15 protein-coding genes and 1 tRNA gene are annotated in these 18943 nt (G+C 64.6%); 4 read left to right on the forward strand and 12 right to left on the reverse strand.

Annotated features, from left to right (window positions below):
• Positions 1-141 precede the first annotated feature (141 nt).
• Positions 142-1092: a LysR substrate-binding domain-containing protein gene (locus tag ACMGE0_RS13580; protein ID WP_436816384.1), complete on the forward strand. Its 951-nt coding sequence runs from the start codon at positions 142-144 to the stop codon at positions 1090-1092.
• Between the two features lie 58 nt (positions 1093-1150).
• Here the strand turns inward: ACMGE0_RS13580 and ACMGE0_RS13585 are convergent, their stop codons facing one another.
• From ACMGE0_RS13585 to ACMGE0_RS13600, 4 genes are all read right to left on the reverse strand, one after another.
• Complete coding sequence (locus tag ACMGE0_RS13585; RefSeq protein WP_436816385.1) at positions 1151-2035, reverse strand: dienelactone hydrolase family protein; 885 nt, start codon at positions 2033-2035, stop codon at positions 1151-1153.
• A gap of 141 nt (positions 2036-2176) precedes the next feature.
• A complete protein-coding gene (locus tag ACMGE0_RS13590; protein ID WP_436816386.1) occupies positions 2177-2596 on the reverse strand; it encodes an MAPEG family protein in 420 nt (139 codons plus the stop codon).
• 124 nt (positions 2597-2720) lie between these two features.
• Complete coding sequence (guaB, locus tag ACMGE0_RS13595; RefSeq protein WP_436816387.1) at positions 2721-4226, reverse strand: IMP dehydrogenase; 1506 nt, start codon at positions 4224-4226, stop codon at positions 2721-2723.
• Positions 4227-4405: 179 nt separating this feature from the next.
• Positions 4406-5398 carry an MBL fold metallo-hydrolase gene (locus ACMGE0_RS13600; protein WP_436816473.1) on the reverse strand — a complete coding sequence of 331 codons (993 nt, stop codon included), beginning with the start codon at positions 5396-5398 and terminating at the stop codon, positions 4406-4408.
• A gap of 192 nt (positions 5399-5590) precedes the next feature.
• On the opposite strand from ACMGE0_RS13600, the gene ACMGE0_RS13605 reads away from it, so the two are divergent.
• Positions 5591-6994 carry an MFS transporter gene (locus tag ACMGE0_RS13605; RefSeq protein ID WP_436816388.1) on the forward strand — a complete coding sequence of 468 codons (1404 nt, stop codon included), beginning with the start codon at positions 5591-5593 and terminating at the stop codon, positions 6992-6994.
• A gap of 1 nt (position 6995) precedes the next feature.
• Here ACMGE0_RS13605 and ACMGE0_RS13610 read toward each other — a convergent pair whose 3' ends face one another.
• Positions 6996-7727 carry an RlmE family RNA methyltransferase gene (locus ACMGE0_RS13610; protein ID WP_436816389.1) on the reverse strand — a complete coding sequence of 244 codons (732 nt, stop codon included), beginning with the start codon at positions 7725-7727 and terminating at the stop codon, positions 6996-6998.
• Positions 7724-9313, reverse strand: coding sequence for a Ppx/GppA phosphatase family protein (locus ACMGE0_RS13615; protein WP_436816390.1), 1590 nt, complete (start codon positions 9311-9313; stop codon positions 7724-7726). Before ACMGE0_RS13615 ends, ACMGE0_RS13610 begins: the two co-directional genes overlap by 4 nt.
• A 286-nt stretch (positions 9314-9599) precedes the next feature.
• Here ACMGE0_RS13615 and ACMGE0_RS13620 point away from each other — a divergent pair.
• Together ACMGE0_RS13620 and ACMGE0_RS13625 are read left to right on the forward strand one after the other, a co-directional pair.
• Positions 9600-9673: transfer RNA gene (locus ACMGE0_RS13620), tRNA-Gln, on the forward strand.
• A gap of 235 nt (positions 9674-9908) precedes the next feature.
• The gene (locus tag ACMGE0_RS13625; RefSeq protein ID WP_436816391.1) at positions 9909-10370 is read left to right on the forward strand and encodes a hypothetical protein; all 462 of its coding nucleotides are present in this window, start codon (positions 9909-9911) and stop codon (positions 10368-10370) included.
• Between the two features lie 47 nt (positions 10371-10417).
• On the opposite strand, the gene ACMGE0_RS13630 is transcribed toward ACMGE0_RS13625, so the two are convergent.
• From ACMGE0_RS13630 to kdpB, 6 genes are all read right to left on the reverse strand, one after another.
• Positions 10418-11881: an MDR family MFS transporter gene (locus ACMGE0_RS13630; RefSeq protein ID WP_436816392.1), complete on the reverse strand. Its 1464-nt coding sequence runs from the start codon at positions 11879-11881 to the stop codon at positions 10418-10420.
• 203 nt (positions 11882-12084) lie between these two features.
• A complete protein-coding gene (locus ACMGE0_RS13635; protein ID WP_436816393.1) occupies positions 12085-12534 on the reverse strand; it encodes a PTS sugar transporter subunit IIA in 450 nt (149 codons plus the stop codon).
• A gap of 32 nt (positions 12535-12566) precedes the next feature.
• On the reverse strand, positions 12567-13259 hold the full coding sequence (locus ACMGE0_RS13640; protein ID WP_436816394.1) for a response regulator transcription factor: 693 nt from the start codon (positions 13257-13259) through the stop codon (positions 12567-12569).
• Complete coding sequence (locus tag ACMGE0_RS13645) at positions 13256-15961, reverse strand: DUF4118 domain-containing protein (protein ID WP_436816395.1); 2706 nt, start codon at positions 15959-15961, stop codon at positions 13256-13258. The genes ACMGE0_RS13640 and ACMGE0_RS13645 overlap by 4 nt, the downstream gene beginning before the upstream one ends.
• A gap of 166 nt (positions 15962-16127) precedes the next feature.
• Entirely contained in the window at positions 16128-16697 is a 570-nt protein-coding gene (kdpC, locus tag ACMGE0_RS13650) for a potassium-transporting ATPase subunit KdpC (protein WP_436816396.1), read from the reverse strand.
• Between the two features lie 12 nt (positions 16698-16709).
• Positions 16710-18797, reverse strand: coding sequence for a potassium-transporting ATPase subunit KdpB (gene kdpB / locus ACMGE0_RS13655; RefSeq protein ID WP_436816397.1), 2088 nt, complete (start codon positions 18795-18797; stop codon positions 16710-16712).
• Positions 18798-18943: the final 146 nt, after the last annotated feature.

An 18943-nucleotide genomic window follows, 5' to 3' on the forward strand; every position in this document is an offset into this window, starting at 1 on the left:
ACGGAAGGGCTGCCTTGGGAAGCGCCCAGGGAGAGGCGCCTATCAATCGTGATTTGCGATCTCGTTATCGCGGAAAACCTATTGATCAGTCCAACGAATGTTTCTAATGGTTAGCATCAAACCCTCTGATGGATGGCCGCCATGTCCGCTCCGCTCGATATCGACCAGTTGCATACGTTCATTTCCATTGTGGACACCGGCAGTTTCACCAAGGCCGCGGACCGGGTGTTCAAGACCCAGTCGGCCGTCTCGATGCAGATGCGCCGTCTCGAAGAGCGGATCGGTAAGCAGCTCTTTGCCAAGGACGGCCGCGGCAACCGGCTGACGGCCGAGGGAGAGAAGCTCTTGAACTATGCGCGGCGCATCATCCGGCTGAACAACGAGGCGATCGCCGCCTTCGACGACAACCGGCTGGAGGGCACGATCCGTATCGGCACGCCGGACGACTATGCCGACCGCTACATGCCGGAAATCATCGGCCGGTTCGCCAAGACCCATCCTAACGTCGAGCTCTACATCGTCTGCGAGCCCTCGGTGAGCCTTGCCGAGAAGATGGCGCGCGGCGAACTCGATATCGCGCTCGTCACCCACAATCCGCGCCAGCGGATCTCCGACGTGGTGCGGACCGAGCCGCTCTGCTGGGTGGGATCGGCCAACCATCCGCTCAGGGATGACGCGCCGGTGCCGCTTGCGGTCGGCCGGCGCGATTGTCTCTGGCGGCAGCTCGCCTGCTCGGCACTCGATGCGGACGGCCGCGAATACCAGGTGCTGTTCACGAGTTGGTCCTCGACCGTCGTCGCAGCCGCCGTGCTCGCCGGGATGGCCGTCTCGGTGCTGCCGGAATCGGCACTGCGCCCCGGCATGAAGGTGCTGACGGCCGCCGACGGCTTTCCGCCGCTGCCGCCGGTGCAGATCGGCCTCATGAAGCGGCCCGGCCTCTCGCCCTCGCTGATGAACGCCATCACCGACCACATCACCGCCTGCCTCGACAACATCTCGCCGGCGGTCATTCCCGACGACCTCGAAGGCGACGTCAAACCCTTCCAGCGCATGCCGCGCGCCCGGCCGGCGCAGGTGATGCCGGGCTGGTAACACATCCTACCAAGAAGCCGGGGCAGGCCCCGGCTTCGTTTTCGTCATCGGCCGGATGTTAAGCCAGGTTCTTCTTGAAGAAGTCCACCGTACGGCTCCAGGCGAGATCGGCGGCCGCCTTGTCATAGCGGGCGGCGGAGGTGTCGTTGTTGAAGGCGTGGTTGGCACCGTCATAGACGAAGATCTCGAAGGTCTTGCCGTTCTGTTCGAGCGCCTCCCTGAATGCAGGGATGCCCGCGTTGACGCGCTCGTCGAGCCCGCCGTAATGCAGCATCAGCGGCGCTTTGATGGCCGGGACATCCTCCGCCTTGGGCTGCGAGCCGTAATAGGCGACGCCGGCGTTGAGGTTTGGAGACTTCACCGCGAAATTGTTGACGGTACCGCCGCCCCAGCAGAAGCCGACGGCACCGACCTTGCCGTTCGCACCGTCGATGCCCGCCAGGTAGACGCGGCTTGCCTCGGCATTGGCCGCCACCTCTTCCGCGTTGAGAGACGAAAACATCTGGCGCGCCTGATCCTCGTCGGCGGGCGTGCCGCCTTGCGGCGACAGGAAATCGACGGCCAGCGCATTGAAACCTTCGAGCGCCATTCGACGGGCGACGTCCTTGATGTGATTGTTGAGGCCGCGGTTCTCGTGGATGACGATGACGCCACCCAAGGGGCCGGAGGCGTTCTTCGGGCGCACGAGATACCCCTTCATCGTCACGCCGTTGGCGCCCGGATAGGTGACGTCCTCAGCCGTCAGCCGGTCGTCGTCGGCCGGAACGATGTCCGCCTTGGCGCTGTTGGCGGCAAGCATCGGCGCAATCGCCGCGGCTGCGGCGCCGGAGCCTGCAAGCTGCGTCAGCTTTTCCATGAAGCGGCGGCGATCGAGGGTGAGATGGGTGTATTCGTCATAGGCGTTGATCATCGCCTGGGTGATTTTCGGGGCTTCGTTGTCCATGGCGTATCCTCCTTCTCGACATGGCCGAGCGGGAAATCTTTACTCGGAGCAGCACCGTTTGAGGATGAAACTGTAAGTGATCGGAAGCGATAGGCTACACTTGTTCGTGAGAGAAACTTGATCGTGAGGCGACTTCCCCGTCTAATTCAGCGCAAGCCACACCGCCAGCCATATCCACATCACCATCAACGAGAAGAACCCGACGAGCCAGATCGGGCGGCGATAGCGCAGCCGGTTGCTGGTGAGATGCACATAGGAATGGGCATAGCGGGAGAGCACGAAGATCCAGGCGAGCGCCACCGTCCCCCAATTGTCGGCGGTCGACGCGTAGAGGGCGAGACTGCCGGCATAAAACAGGACCGGCAGCTCGAACTGGTTCTTGAGGTTGTTGTGAACCAACAGGCTTTCGGGCGGCTCCTGCCGGCTTTCACGGAAGTGAGCCGCCTCGGCGCTGCCCGCTCTCACCGCTTCGGCGCGCTTCTTCGACAGCAGCCAATAGAGAAAGAAGACGAGCGCGGCATGCGCGATCATCGGCCAGAGCGTCGCGTCGGTGGAAAGCATCGGTCCTCCTGATCCTTTGCGAGAACCAATAGAGCGCAGTTTACGGACACACAACGACGCGCCCTGCAAAAAGAAACGGCGCCGGTTACCCGGCGCCCATGTTCTTTAAAAGGTTGTCAGCCGATCAGGCGCCGGCGCCCGGGTAGTTCGGGCTCTCGCGGGTGATCGTCACGTCATGGGCGTGGCTTTCGCGCAGGCCCGCTCCGGAAATGCGCACGAACGTGGCGCGTTCCTGGAACTCCTTGATGCTGGCGCCGCCGACATAACCCATGGCCGCCTTCAAACCGCCGCCGAGCTGATGCAGCACGCCGGATACCGGCCCCTTGTAGGGTACCTGGCCCTCAATGCCTTCCGGCACGAGCTTCAGCGTGTCGCGCACTTCCGCCTGGAAATAACGGTCGGCCGAGCCGCGCGCCATGGCGCCCACCGAGCCCATGCCGCGATAGGATTTGAAGGAACGGCCCTGATAGAGATAGACCTCGCCCGGGCTTTCGTCGGTGCCGGCAAGCAGCGAACCGATCATGACGGCCGATGCGCCCGCAGCGATCGCCTTCGCCATATCGCCGGAATATTTGATGCCGCCGTCGGCGATGATCGGGATATTCTGGGCGCGCGCAGCCTCGACGGCCGACATGATGGCGGCAAGCTGCGGCACGCCGACGCCCGCGACGATGCGGGTCGTGCAGATCGAGCCCGGGCCGATGCCGACCTTCACCGCATCCGCACCTGCATCGATCAAGGCCTTGGTGCCGTCGGAGGTCGCGACATTGCCGGCCATGATGCGGACCGAGTTGGAAAGCTTCTTCACACGGGTGACGGCATCGAGCACGCGCTGGGAATGGCCGTGGGCCGTATCGACGACCAGCAGGTCGACGCCCGCTTCGATCAGTCGCTCGGCGCGCTCGTAGCCGTCGTCGCCAACGCTGATCGCCGCCGCCGCCCGAAGACGCCCCTGCGCGTCCTTCGAGGCATTCGGGTTCAACTGCGACTTCTCGATATCCTTGACGGTGATGAGGCCGACGCAGCGGCCGTCGGTGTCGACGACCAGGAGCTTTTCGATACGGTGCTTGTGGAGCAGCCGCTTGGCTTCCGTCTGGTCGACGCTTTCCTTGACCGTGATCAGGTTTTCGCGCGTCATCAGCTCGTAGATGCGCTGGGTGGGATCTGAGGCGAAGCGGACGTCGCGGTTGGTCAGGATGCCGACCAGGCGGCCCGCCGTATGGCCGCCCGAACCGCCGTTCTCGACGACCGGGATGCCGGAAATGCCATGCGCCTTCATGAGCGCCAGCGCCTCGGCCAGCGTCGCGTCCGGGCCGATCGTCACCGGATTGACGACCATGCCGCTTTCGAACTTCTTGACCTGACGGACCTCCTCGGCCTGCGCCACCGGCGTGAGATTGCGGTGGATGACGCCGATGCCGCCCGCCTGCGCCATGGCGATCGCCAGCCGGCTTTCGGTCACCGTGTCCATGGCGGCCGACAGGATCGGCAGGTTGAGGTCGATGTCCTGGGCAATTGTCGTGGAGATGTTGGTCTGGCCCGGCATGACCTCGGAATGGCCGGGCTGCAGCAGCACGTCGTCAAAGGTAAGCGCGTCCGCGCCGGTTGCCGTTTCAATGATGCGTGCCATGGCCAATTTCCTTCGGTCGGAAAATGCAGATCACGCTCCGGAACGAATCGTCCGCCCGAGCGATCCCGCAAGAGTTGCTTGGAAGTTGGCGAGGGCTGGTAACACGTTCATGACAGGAAGGGAATAGCAAAAACCCGGAAGTGAGACCTTCCGGGCTTGCATAGCCGTTCAAGCGGCGATCAGATATCGAATTGATAGGTCTTCGGCACGAAACGGTAGCCCGTCTCCTGCTTTTCGGCAAAGCCGACCGCCGGGAACGGCATGTGATAGCCGAGGAAGGCAATCCTGTCAGTCGCGATCATGTCGAAAACGCGTTTGCGGGTCGCAGCGGCTTCAGCCTTGTCCATGTCGAAGCGCACTTCCCAATCAGGACGCTGCAGCGAGAGCACGTAATGATTGGCGGTGTCGGCGGTCAGCACCAGGCGCCTGCCTTCCGACTCGATATTGAAGATCAGGTGACCCGGCGTGTGCCCCGGCGCCAGCATTGCCGTGATGCCGGAGACGACGTCGCCGCCATCCTGCAGGAAGGTCATCTTGTCCGCATGCGGCTTCACATTGGCGAGCACCGCCTTGTGATTACCTTCGGCGGGCGTGCCGGCGCGGGCCGTGTCGCTCCAGAAATCGTATTCCGCCTGACCGGCGATATACCGCGCCTTCGGAAAGGCCGGTTTGCCGTCTTCCATGATGCCTCCGATATGATCGCCATGCATATGGGTGATGACGACGATCGAGATGTCTTCCGGCATGTAGCCGGCGGCCGCGAGACCTTCGACCAGGCGCCCGCCGCCCTGGGCGCGCGCCGCCTTGCCGAGACCTGTATCGAAGAGGATCACATCGCTTCCGGTATCGATCAGCGTCGGCGAGAAACTGTTGACGAACTGGTCGGGCGGCAGGAAGTTCTCGGTCAGCAGCGTGCCGACCGTTTCCGCCGACTGATTGGTGCCGAAGATCTCTCCCGGGGCGCCGAAAGGACGGGCGCCATCCTTTACCACCAGAACCTGAAAGCCGCCGACCTTGAATTTATGGATGTCCGGCGGCGTCACGCGATTGATTTCCAACTGATTGTCCTGCTGCGCAACGACCTGTCCACTCATGATTGCAGGGGCTGCGACGATGCCCAGGCCGGCCGTGCCGAGCAGGGTCCGCCTGCCTATTTCAAAAGACGTCATGATGTAGCTCCTCTTTATGCTGTCGCCAAGCCGCCCGGGCGAACCGATGCCCGTCGGAACATAACCGCCATGTATCACAGGAAAATCCGATCTCACGCAGACGTGACCCAAAACGGAAAAAGGTGAGATTCTGCAATTGGCAGACGGGACCGGGAGGTTTACAGGGAAGCCATTCCGCGCTTCCGCAGGCCCCTCATGAATCGCATCGTCCCGCTCATTCTCGCCGTTGCCCTTTTCATGGAACAGATGGATTCGACCGTGATCGCCACCGCGCTTCCGGCAATCGCGGCGGACCTGAATGTGGGACCGATCACGCTCAAGCTGGCGCTGACCTCCTACATGGTCGCGCTTGCCATGTTCATCCCGATCAGCGGCTGGATGGCCGACCGTTTCGGCGCCAAGAAGATCTTCCGGCTGGCGATCTTCGTCTTCATCATCGGCTCGATCTGCTGCGCGTTCTCCTCGGGCCTCATCCAATTCGTCCTGTCGCGCTTCCTGCAGGGCATGGGCGGCGCCATGATGACGCCGGTTGCGCGCCTCGTGCTGCTGCGGACCACCCGGCGCAGCGAACTCGTTTCGGCCATGGCGCTGCTCACCATCCCGGCGCTGGTCGGTCCGCTCACCGGCCCGCCGATCGGCGGTTTCATCACCACCTATTTCACCTGGCACTGGATCTTCCTGATCAACGTCCCGGTCGGCCTTCTCGGCATCTGGCTTTCCACGATCTTTCTTCCGGAAATCGAGGCGACCAACCCGCCGTCGATCGACTGGCGGGGCTTCCTGCTCACCTCGATCACGGCGGCCGGCACGGTTTTCGGACTTTCGGTCATCGGCCTGCCGGCCCTGCCGCCGGCCATCGGCGTTACCGCGACGGCCATCGGGCTTGCCGCCGGCATCGCCTATGTCGCCCATGCCCGGAACCATCCCTCACCGATCCTCAACTTGAGGCTCTTCAAGGACGACGCCTTCCGGGTGGCAAGCTCCAGCGGCACGCTCTTCCGCATCTCGACGGGCGCCATTCCCTTCCTGATGCCGCTGATGCTGCAGCTCGGCTTCGGCCTCAACCCCTTCCAGTCCGGCCTCATCACCTTCGCCGGAGCGCTCGGGGCGCTGATGGTGAAATTCGCCGCCCGCCGCGTCTTCGCCATGACCGGCTTCAAGGTGACGCTGATCGCCTCAGGCGTGCTCGGCGCCGCGACGACGGCCGCCAACGGCTTCTTCACGCCCGAGACATCGCATGCCCTCATCGTCGCCTTCCTGCTGATGTCGGGCTTCTGCCGCTCCTTCTTCTTCACCGGCTCGAACGCGCTCAGCTATTCGGAGATCAGCGACGAGCAGGCGAGCCAGGCGACCTCGATCGCCTCGGTTCTGCAGCAGATCAGCATGGCGCTCGGCGTCGCCTTCGCAGCCTTCATCCTCGAAGCCTCGGCGGCGATAACCGGCACGCATCTGCGGCTCGCCGATTTCCACCTCGCCTTCTTCCTGGTCGCGGCGCTGTCGCTCTTCGCGGTCATTCCGCTGCTGCGGCTCGACCCGACGACGGGTGCGGCCGTTTCCGGCCACCGCTCCCGGCGCATGCAGCCGGAGGCGGGCGAATAGATCAGGCCCGATCGCCGGTCTCGGCTCCGGCGTCCTCCGCCTTGCGTCCCTTGAAATGCTTGGCGAGCAGGAACATCTCGACCGACTCGGCGCGGGACGCACCGGGTTTGACATGGATGACCTGCCTGAAATTCTGCTTCAGCATGTTGAGCAGCTCGCGTTCCGTGCCGCCCTGGAAGGTCTTGGCCAGGAAGTGGCCGCCTTCGCCGAGAACCTCGACGGCAAAATGCGCCGCCACCTCGCAAAGATGCATGGTGCGCAGGTGGTCCGTCTTCTGGTGGCCGGTCGTGGGAGCCGCCATATCCGAGAGGACGAGGTCCGGCGTGCCGCCGATCGCCTCCATGAGCAGGCGCGGCGCCTCGGGATCCAGGAAGTCGAGCTGCAGGATCCTGACGCCCGGCAGAGGCGCCATCTCCAGGAAATCGATCGCCGCGACGCGGATTTCCTCATCCGTCGAATCGGTCACCTTGGCGGCGATCTGCGACCAGCTTCCGGGTGCCGCGCCGAGGTCGATGATCCGGCGGGCCCCTTTCAGGATGTGATGCTTCTCGTCGATCTCCAGGAGCTTGAAGGCGGCGCGGGCGCGATATCCTTCGAGCTTCGCGCGCTGCACGTAGGGATCGTTGATATGTCGCTCGATCCAGCGGCGGGAGGAGGCCTTGAGCTTGCCCTTCTTCACCTTCTGGCCGAGCTTGCGGCCGGTGCGATTTCCGGCAACGGGGGGTTTCGTCATCGCCTTGCTCCCGCCTCCTCGTGGCCGCCGGCACCCTGACTGGCCCCGCCCTGACTGGATCCCGGGCGGCGCGGCCGCATGCGTCGCCATACGCCGTCATCGGCCATCATGTCGGTCAAAAGCCCCTCGCGCAGCCCGCGGTCGGCAACCCGCATGCGCGGGCTCGGCCAGCGCCTCCGGATCGCCTCCAGGATGGCGCAACCGGCCAGCACCAGGTCGGCCCGGTCCGGTCCGATGCAGGGGTTGGCGGCGCGGCCGGCGAAATCCCAGGAGAGCAGTTTCGCCTGCATGGCGCTCACCTCCGCATCTGAGAGCCACAGGCCATCCACCTTGCGGCGGTCATAGCGCGGCAGGTCGAGATGCACGCCGGCAAGCGTCGTCACCGTTCCCGAGGTGCCGATCAGGTGGAAATCCTCGGCGCCCTGCCGGCGGGAGAACGTGAGCGGCGGGCAGTCGAAACCGGCAAGCATGCCTTCGACCTCCGCCACCATGGCGGCAAAGACGTCCGGCGTCACGTCGCGCCCGCCATGCCGTTCCGACAGCGTGACGACGCCGACGGGGAGCGACGTCCAATGCGTGATGTGGTTGGCGAGCCGGCTCGACCGGTTGTCGCCGATGCTGATGACGGCGATTTCCGACGAGCCGCCGCCGATATCGAAAAGCACGACGGAGCGCGCCTCGCGGCCGACCAGCGAGGAGCAGCCGGAGACGGCGAGCCGCGCCTCCGTTTCCCGGTCGATGATCTCCAGTTTCAGTCCCGTCTCGGCCGTCACCCGCGCCAGAAACGCCTCGCCGTTTTCGGCGGAGCGGCAGGCCTCGGTCGCGATCAGGCGCATGCGGCGAACCGGCTTGTTGGCAAGCTTGGCGGCGCAGATGCGCAGCGCCTCGACGGCGCGATCCATGGCTTCCGGCGAGAGCCGGCGGCTGGCGCTGAGGCCCTCGCCCAGGCGGACGATGCGCGAAAACGCATCGACGACCCGGAACTGGCCGGGCCTGGTCGGTTGGGCGATCAGAAGGCGGCAATTGTTGGTGCCGAGATCGAGCGCCGCATAGAGATCGTTGACATAGGCGGTCTTTTCCACCCGCGCATCCGGCGCGGAGATCTCGCCCCCGCTACCCTTCGCGTCCTTTGGCGATGCGGGCCTTGCAGCGGCCGGCGACGGGAGCTTGGCGACGCCCGGCGCCGCCTTGGCCGGCGTCAGCGGCCGGCCCTGCAGGCCGCGGCCGCCGCGATTCTTCTTGCGCCGGTTGCGGGATTTGCCGGGGTGCGATTGGGGCTCGGCCTGGGGGCGAGCATGAACCTGGTCTGCCAGCGCAGATGCGGCCAGACCAGCAGCCGGCCGGGCCGCGTCGCCGGATTTGGCACGCCGCCGCTTGCGCTTGCGCGCCACCGGGGTCGGTTCCTGGGCATCAGGGCGTCCGGCAGGGGTGGCCGAACCGGCCGAACCCGAATGAGTGGCAGGCGCCGCGTCACGACGCTTGCCGTTCCGCTTCGCCTTCCTGCGCCGGGAGGATCGCCCCTCTCCGCGCGGTGCCGCCGACGCCCCGCCTTCCGGCGGCTTTGCGCCGCTATCGGGGTCCATCACTGTCTATTCCATCTCGCCGCGCAAGGCCTTGAAAGGCATGCCGCTGGCGTCTGATTGTTTCGTTGGCGCGAAGATAACAGCCCGGTGCGTTTTCGCCAACGGCTTTTTGCCGGCTACCTCGCGGGGAGCCTCCTCTGCCGGCTTTGCCCGGCTTTTTAAAGCGCGCGGTGTCACAGGACGAAGGCAAGGAAAGCCTTCAATTTTTTCGAAATCGGTATTTGCAATCCGCCCGCTTTTGTTTATAAGCGCCGCACACCAGCCGAGCCGCTTTGCGGCTAGCTCCTGCTGGGGAATAGTTCAATGGTAGAACAGCGGACTCTGACTCCGTCGATCTTGGTTCGAATCCAGGTTCCCCAGCCATATATTTTAAAACGACTCAGTCGGATAAAAGTCGGGCGTTGCCGCTTCGTCGGTAGCACCGGGCCTTCCGTTTCCTTTCGATTTCGAGCACTCCCCGTTCGCCCGACAGGCAATGACAACGGCAGAGTGGCCGGACAAATGCCATTGAACGAACCCTTTTGTTCCAAAGGGCGTGCATCCCGTGCTTTGTTGTTCTAACCTCATGTTCCAAACTGGATCGTGCGGGGGATCGGTGATGGATATGTTCCTGAAGGGTGGAAACGATGCCGTGCCGGAGCGGCATGGAAACGATGCTGCAACGGAGCCGGGATCGTTCACATGGGATATCGTGCTCGATCGGCTTTGGGGGGATGCAAATCTTGCGCGTATCCTGAAATTGCCCGCCGCAGTCATGAACGAGGGCATCTCGATCCTCGAATATCTCAATCTCGTCCATCCCGAAGACAGAGCGAACCTGGCGGAAAAGGTGCACAAATCCATCCTCAGCGCTTCGTCGTGGTGCGAATCCCACCGGCTGCTGCGCGGCAATGATTCCGAGCCGTTCCGGGTAACGGTGTACGGCCATTGCTACCGCGTGCAGGACGGTCTGCCGACGCTCTGCAGCGGCACGATGGAGCGAATGCGGATCAGCGAACCAAGGCTGACGGTGGCCAATGGGAACCATCTGGCCTCCCATTCTCATCACGACGAATCTTGATCTTCTCGGCCAGATACGCCGGGCGTAAGGAAGCGCTCTCCGGAGGCTCAGCTTTCCCGCGCCGGCTCCGCATGCCGCACCACGCCCGGCACGTAGAGGCAGGCGAGGACGATGAGGGCCGCGATGAGGAACATGACCACGAAGGTCAGGTGGAGCGCATCCTGCAGAACGAGCCGGATCGGCGATTCGGCCGCGAGCGCCGCACCGGTGTCTTCCAGCAGGCTGCGCAACTGATCCGAGGTGACCGGATCGGCGCCGGCGGTATGGGCAAGACCGTAGCTCAGCACCGCACCGAGGACCGCGGCGCCGAGCGTGCTGCCGAGATTGCGGGCGAAGATGTTGGACGCCGTGGCGCTGCCGCGCTCCGACCAACCGACGCTTTCCTGGATGATGACCAGCGAGCAGATGCTGATGAGCCCCATGCCGAAGCCCATGACGAGCGAACCGGCGCCCGCCTGAATGGGCGAGCTTTGCGGCGACAGGAGCACGAGGAGGAAGGCGCCCGCCGGAATGCAGGCGCTGCCGAAGATCATCATGCGCCGCAAGCCGAAGCGCGGAAACAGGCGCGAGGCAAGCGTCGCGGCGAGCGGCCAGCCGATGAGCAGCATGGTGAGCGCGAAGCCCGCCACGACAGCCGAGCGGTTCAGCACGGTCTGAACATACATGGGCAGGAAAGTCGTCAGCCCCATGATCGCCATACTGGCGAGGAAGGTCGCGCCATTGGCTGCGGCGATCGGCCGTTGTCGCCAGAGGTCCAGCGAGACCATGGGCGCTTCGGCCCGGCGCTCCTGCCGGAGGAAAAGAGCAAAACTGACGGCAAAGATCACGATCGCGGCCACGGTATATCCTGCGGCGCCTTCCGCTTCCGTCAGCGCGACCATCAGCGAGGCAATGGCGACCGTAAAGAGACCCGCGCCGAGGATATCGATCGGCGTGGTCCGGGACTGCTTCTCCTCGTGCAGGAAAACGATAAAGCCGGCGAGCGCCAAAAGGCCGATCGGAACGTTGATCCAGAAGACCCAGGCCCAGGGCAGATTATGGACGATGACGCTGCCGAGAAGTGGTCCGACGACTGCCGAAAGCGCCCAGACGCTGGCAAGATAACCCTGCACCTTGCCGCGCTGCGCACCCGGGAAAAGATCGCCCACGACCGTCATGGTGACCGGCTGGATCGCTCCGGCGCCGATGCCCTGCAGGAGCCGGAAGGCGATCATCGAGGGCATGGACCAGGCAAACCCTGCGAGAACGGAAGCCGCGAGGAACACCACGATGCCGAACAGGATGATCGGCTTGCGGCCATAGATGTCGGAAAGCTTGCCGAACACCACGGTCACTGCTGTCTGGGCCAGCAAGAAGGACGAGAAGACCCAGCTATAGAGGTTCAGCTGACCGAGCTGGGCGGCGATCTGCGGCATGGCCGTCGAAACGATCGTCGCCTCGATTGCGATCATCGCCATGCTTGCCATCACGGCCGCGATGACCAGCGCCCGGTTGGAGCGTGGATGTGTCATGGGTTTTCACCTGGGAACGCCACGAGGCGAACACGATAGGGATGGATGTTCGGCGGTCAAACGGCCGTCGCTGCGGGACAATGCTTAGTACCCCCATGCGGGCCGGCGTCAAGCGCGAAATCCGGCCTCCCTCAGGCCATGACGATAAATCGCAAGGGGAAAAGGCCGTGGCCGGCAATCGTCCGCTTGATGTTCATGGCCCATCATGCATCTGCAAGGCAAAGCCGCGAATGGACATCCTGCGGGCTCGCCGCGCGCCGGATCGCGGCGGCCGTCTCCTCCTCGCGCATGCGGCGCGCGATGCAGGAGAGGATGTTCAGGTGGTCCCGGCGGCTTTCCGGATTGAGAAGCAGGAAGACGAGATCGACCGGCTGCTCGTCCACGGCTTCGAAATCGACCAGCTTCACCAGCCGGGCGAACAGGCAGAAATGCCGGTCGATACCCTTCACGCCCGCATGCGGGATGGCGATGCCGCCGCCGATGCCGGTAGATCCCAGGTTTTCCCGGTTGATCAGCGCCCGGGCGATGCCGCCCGCGTCGAGCGCCAGCCTTTCGGCCGCGAGAGCGGAAAGCTGCTTGATCAGGATCGCCTTCGAAGGCGGTGCAAGGTCGAGCACGATATTCTCCGGCGGGAGATGATCACGAAGGTTCATGAGGAGATGTCCATCGATTGAGAACGAAGCGCCTATCGGCCTTCCTGGAGCCGGTAGCCGACGCCGGTCTCGGTCAGAATGTATTGCGGCTGATCGGGGGTCTTTTCGATCTTCTGGCGGAGCTGGCGCACGTAGACGCGCAGGTATTGCACGTCCGTCAGCCCGTCCCAGACATGCTCCAGCAGGAAGCGGTGGGTAAGCACCTTGCCGGCATGCTGCACGAGGATGCGCAGGATGTCGTATTCCTTCGGCGAGAGCTTCACCTCCTTGCCGGCGACTTTCACGATACGCTTGACGAGATCGACGGAAAGATCACCGGTCTGGAAGACGGGCTTCTCGCCCTGGCTCTGCAGGCGGTGGCGGAGCGCGACGCGGATGCGGGCGACAAGCTCGTTCATGCCGAAGGGCTTCGTGACGTAATCGTCGGCGCCGAGTTCCAGCGCCTTGACGATGCCGGCTTCGTCGGTGCGGCTCGACAGGATGACGATCGGAAGGTCGAGCCCCTCGCCTCGCCACCGGGCGAGCAGGTCGTGGCCTGGCATGTCCGGCAGGCCGAGATCGAGAACGATCAGATCCGGCTTGTCGGTTTTCACGAGGTCGATCGCGACCTTGGCATTCATCGCCTCGCTGACGGCGTAATCCTGCGTGGACAAGCCGACGCGGAGCAGCTTGCGGATCGGAGGCTCGTCGTCGACGATCAGGACGCGCACGGCGGCATTCGTCATTCTTGCTCTCCCAATATGGGCGTTTCGGCCGGAACCGGCATGCGGATCGTGAAGATCGCGCCGGCGTGGTCCGACCGGTTGGCGGCGCGGATCGTGCCGCCCATGGCCTCGATGAAGCCGCGGCAGATGGCAAGCCCGAGACCGGTGCCGGCCCGCACGTGGTCGCCCTTGCGCACGCGGTAGAAGCTGTCGAAGATGCGTTCGACGTCGCCCGGCGGGATGCCCGGTCCCTCGTCCATGACGGAGATGAGGATCGAGCCGCCGTCCCGCCAGCCGCGGATATCGATGACGGTTCCGTCCGGCGCATATTTGGCGGCATTGTCGATGAGGTTGAAGAGGACCTGCTCGAACAGGACCGGGTCGACCTTCAGCATCGGCAGGTCTTCGGGAATGCCGACTTCGATCCTGTGCCTTGCCGCGATCTTGGCAGCCCGGCTCAGGGCGGTGCCGACGATGTCGCCTGCAAAATGGAAGGCGTAGTTCGGCTCCATGGCGCCCGAGCCGATGCGGGTCATGTCGAGCAGGTTGGAGATGAAGCGGTTCAGCCGCTCGGATTCATCGACCACGCTGGTCAAAAGCTCGGCGCGCGCCTCCTCGGGAATATCGGCGCCGAAATCCTTCAGCGTGCCGGCCGAGCCCATGATCGCTGCAAGCGGGGTCTTGAGGTCGTGCGAGATGGAGGTCAGGAGCGCGGTGCGCAATCGGTCGGTCTCGGCCGCGAGCTTCGCCTTGTCCACATCCGAAACGAGCTGGATGCGTTCGATCGCCAGCGCGGCCTGATCCGCCAGCGCATCGAAAAGCCGCTGCTGCTCGGGGGTCAGGAGCGGTCCCTGCCTGTCGTTGTCGAGGCCGATGACGCCGACCGCCTCGCGGCCGGTGCGCATCGGCAGGTAGAGGCGTTTGGCGCCCGGCAGGGTATCGGCGGCACGGCCGGCGGGGCGGTTGTGCTCCCAGGCCCATTTGGCGGCGGCGATATCGGCATCGACCAATGTATCGTCGGGCGGATAGCCGGCTTTCACGGCGATCGAACCATTCTCCGGCAGGAGGATGACGACCCGTACCTTCAGCATCGAGGCGATCTGGAAGGCGGTCGCCCAGAGCACGTCGTCCAGCGTGCCGGTGCCGGCAAGCTTCTTGGAGAAGAGATAGAGGTCTTCCGTCGTGCGCGCCCTCTGGCGGGCGGCCGCCGCCTGCCTCTGCACGGCGGCCGTGAGATTGGACGCGACGAAGGCGACGCCGAGATAGAAGAAGAGGGCGACGAGGCTTTCCGGATCCCGGACAGTGAAAGTGTAGCGCGGTTCCAGGAAGAAGAAGTTGAAGGACAGGGCGCCGAGCAGCGAGGCAAAGAGCCCAGGTCCCAGCCCGCCGCGCACGGCCGCGGCCAGCACGGCCATGAGGAAGACGAGCGCCAGGTTCTGGACGTCGAGCGTCTGGTCCAGCAAAACGCCGACTGCGATGGCGAGGGCTACGAAGGCGGTGCTGTTGATATAGGGCTTGATGCGGAAGGGTTTCGGCGGCTGGGCTGCCTTCACCCCGCGCTGCGGCTCGCTTTCCTTCGCATCGCCGGAGACCACATGCACGCTGATATCGCCCGCATAACGGATCAGATCGTGGGTGACCGAACCCTGCCAGAGCTGGCGCCAGCGCGATTTGGCCGGCCGGCCGACGACAATGTGGGTGAAGTTGTTGGCATTCGCATAGGCGATGATCTCGCGCGAGGGATGGAGCGCCGGCAGCGTCACGGTCTCCGCCCCGAGCTGCTGGGCGAGCCGCATATTGGTCGCCAGACGGTCCTTGTCCTCGTCGGAAAGGCCGGCCGATTGCGGCGTTTCGAGATGCAGCGCGGTCCAGGGGGCCCGCAGGCGGTCCGCCTGCCGCCGGGCGTAACGGACGAGACCCGCGCCGCCGCGGCTATGGTCGAGGCAGACCAGCACGCGATCGCCCGCCGCCCACGGGCCGGAAATCGCATGCGCCTGCATGTGGTTCAGAAGCTGCTCGTCCACCCTTTGGGCGGTGCGGCGAAGCGCCAGCTCCCGCAGGGCCGTCAGGTTGCCCGGGGAGAAATAGTTCTCGATCGCCCGCCGGGCCGTCGCCGGCACATAGACCTTGCCGTCCTTCAGCCGCTTGATGAGGTCGTCCGGGGTGATGTCGATGATCTCCACATCGTCGGCGCGGTCGATGATCAGGTCCGGCACCGTCTCGCGCACCCGGATGCGGGTGATCTGCGCCACGACGTCGTTCAGGCTCTCGACATGCTGGATATTGAGCGTCGAATAGACGTCGATGCCCTGGGAGAGAATCTCCTGCACGTCCATGTAGCGCTTGGGATGGCGGCTGCCGGCGGCATTGGTATGGGCCAGCTCATCGACCAGGACCAGAGACGGACGCCGCGCCAGGATCGCATCGAGATCCATCTCCTCGAGCTGTTGGCCGCGATAATCGATCTTCTTGCGAGGGATGACCTCAAAACCCTCGACCAGAGCCTCGGTCTCCCGGCGGCCGTGGGTTTCCACGACGCCGATCACCACATCCGCTCCGTCGATCTTGCGGGCGCGGCCGGACATCAGCATCTCGTAGGTCTTGCCGACACCGGGCGCGGCGCCGAGAAAGATCTTCAGCCGGCCACGCGATTCACGTTCGGCATGCTCCAGAAGAGCGTCCGGCGATGGTCTGTTCTCGGTGTCGCGACTGTCGTCGGGCATGCCTTGTCTTTCCTGACGGCGGGTGCCGCCCCCTCACCCGGCCTCCGCTCCGCTCGGCCACCCTCTCCCCGAGGGGAGAGGAGGCTCGGAGACGCTGCGGCAACTCCCCTTCTCCCCTCGGGGAGAAGGTGCCCGAAGGGCGGATGAGGGGGCTGCACCCGCAACATTACCGTGTCATAGGCGCATCCAGAGCCATGTTCAACGCCAGCACATTGACCACCGGCTCGCCCAGGAAACCCAATTCCCGGCCTTCGACCGCCCTGTCCACCAGTGCGCGGACGGCAGCCTCGTCCATCTGTCTGGCCGTGGCCACGCGCGGCACCTGGAAATAGGCCGCTTCCGGCGAGATATGCGGATCGAGGCCGCTGCCCGAGGCGGTGACGAGGTCGATCGGAACCTCGGCGTTCGGATTGGCAGCCTTGGCGGCCTCGTAATCGGCCTTCACCCGGTCGATCAGCTTCTGGCTGGTAGGACCCAGGTTGGAACCAGAGGACGAAGCCGCGTTGTAACCGTCACCCGCAGCCGAAGGACGGCCGCGGAAATACCGGTCGCCGGTGAAGGCCTGGCCGATCAGCGTCGAGCCGATCACCCGGCCGTCCTTTTCCACGAGGCTGCCATTCGCCTGGGCCGGAAAGACGGCCTGGGCGATGCCGGTCATGGCGAGCGGATAGGCAAGGCCGGTAATGGCAGTGGTGGCAACGATCATGACGATTGCCGGACGAAGTTGTTTCAACATTTCGAACACTCCTTAGGCGAGACCGATGGCCGTGATGACCATGTCGATCGCCTTGATGCCGATGAAGGGAACGATGATGCCGCCGACACCGTAGATGACGAGGTTGCGCGAGAGCAGCGCGCCGGCACCGATGGCCCGGTATTTGACGCCCTTCAGCGACAGCGGGATCAGCGCGATGATGATCAGCGCGTTGAAGATGATCGCCGAAAGGATGGCGCTCTGCGGGGTCGCAAGGCCCATGACGTTCAGCACGCCAAGCTGCGGATAGAAGGCCAGGAACATCGCCGGGATGATGGCAAAATACTTGGCGATGTCGTTGGCGATCGAAAACGTCGTCAGCGCGCCGCGGGTCATCAGGAGCTGCTTGCCGATCTCGACGATCTCGATGAGCTTCGTCGGGTCCGAATCGAGGTCGACCATGTTGCCGGCCTCGCGAGCGGCGACCGTGCCGGTGTTCATGGCGACGCCGACATCGGCCTGGGCAAGCGCCGGGGCATCGTTGGTGCCGTCGCCGCACATGGCGACGAGCTTGCCCTTGGCCTGCTCCTCGCGGATGAGCGAAAGCTTGTTTTCCGGCGTCGCCTGGGCGAGGAAATCGTCCACGCCGGCTTCGGCGGCGATCGCAGCCGCTGTCATCGGGTTGTCGCCGGTGATCATGACGGTGCGGATGCCCATGCGGCGCAGCTCCGCGAAACGCTCGCGGATGCCGCCCTTGACGATATCCTTGAGCTGGATGACCCCGAGCAGCTTGCCATCGCGGGCGACGGCGAGCGGCGTGCCGCCGGACTTGGCGATTTCCTCAGCGATCGCCTGCAACTCACGCACGGTTTCGGAATCGGAGCGGACAGCGATCGCGGCGCTGCCGGAGACCGGAACCGGCCCGGCGCCTGCATAGGCGAGCACGGCATCGACAGCGCCCTTGCGGATCGACGAGCCCTCGAGATCGACGCCGCTCATGCGGGTCTGGGCCGTGAAAGGCACGAAGGTCGCGTGCAGGCTCTGCATGTCGCGCGCGCGGATCGCATATTTCTCCTTGGCGAGAACGACGATCGACCGGCCTTCCGGCGTTTCGTCGGCAAGCGAGGCGAGCTGGGCCGCATCGGCGAGATCCTGTTCGCCGACGCCGCGGACCGGGCGGAAGGCCGTTGCCTGGCGGTTGCCGAGCGTGATCGTGCCGGTCTTGTCGAGCAGCAGCGTATCGACGTCGCCGGCAGCCTCGACGGCGCGGCCGGACATGGCGAGCACGTTGAAGCGCACCAGGCGGTCCATGCCGGCGATGCCGATCGCCGAAAGCAGGGCGCCGATCGTGGTCGGGATCAGGGTGACGAAAAGCGCTACAAGCACGATGATCGGGATCGAGCCGCCGGCGTAGGCCGCAAAGCTCGGGATCGTCGCGGTGGCGAGCACGAAGATCAGCGTCATGCCGGCAAGCAGGATGTTGAGTGCGATCTCGTTCGGCGTCTTCTGGCGTTCCGCACCTTCGACAAGCGAGATCATCCGGTCGAGGAAGGTGGAGCCGGCGGCCGCCGTAATGCGGACGCGGATCCAGTCGGACAGAACCTGCGTGCCGCCTGTCACAGCCGAGCGGTCGCCGCCGGATTCGCGGATGACAGGAGCGCTTTCGCCGGTGATCGCCGCTTCGTTGACGGAGGCCACGCCCTCGATCACCTCGCCGTCCGACGGGATGATGTCGCCGGCCTCGACGATGACCACGTCGTTCACCTTGAGGCTCGTGCCGGGCACCATCTTGTACATGGTGCGTTCGGCGCCGGTCAGCAGCTTGGCCTGGGTTTCGGTGCGCGTCTTGCGCAGCGAGTCCGCCTGCGCCTTGCCGCGGCCTTCGGCGACCGCTTCGGCGAAGTTGGCGAAGAGCACCGTGAACCAGAGCCAGAGGTTGATCTGGAAGGAGAAGCCGAGATCGCCGCCACCCATCACCAGGTCGCGAAGGAAGAGGATGGTGGTCAGCACCGAGACCGTGGCCACGACGAACATGACCGGGTTGCGGGCAAGGGTCCGCGGGTTGAGCTTCGTGAAAGCAGCGCCCACGGCCGGAATAAGGATGCGACTATCCATGATACTCGCGGATTTTGACTGGCTCATAAGAGACTCCAGCGTTGAAAAGAGGCGACCGGAGCGCCCGGTCAGCCTAAAAGGATTTTGGCTGCGAAGACGATGGCGAGCACACCCGCCATCATCACGAGAATTGCGTTGGACCCGCACCACCACCGTGGGAGCTCCTGGCCCCG

Origin of the sequence: Neorhizobium descurainiae (genome assembly GCF_051400715.1) — a bacterium.
GTDB lineage: Bacteria > Pseudomonadota > Alphaproteobacteria > Rhizobiales > Rhizobiaceae > Neorhizobium.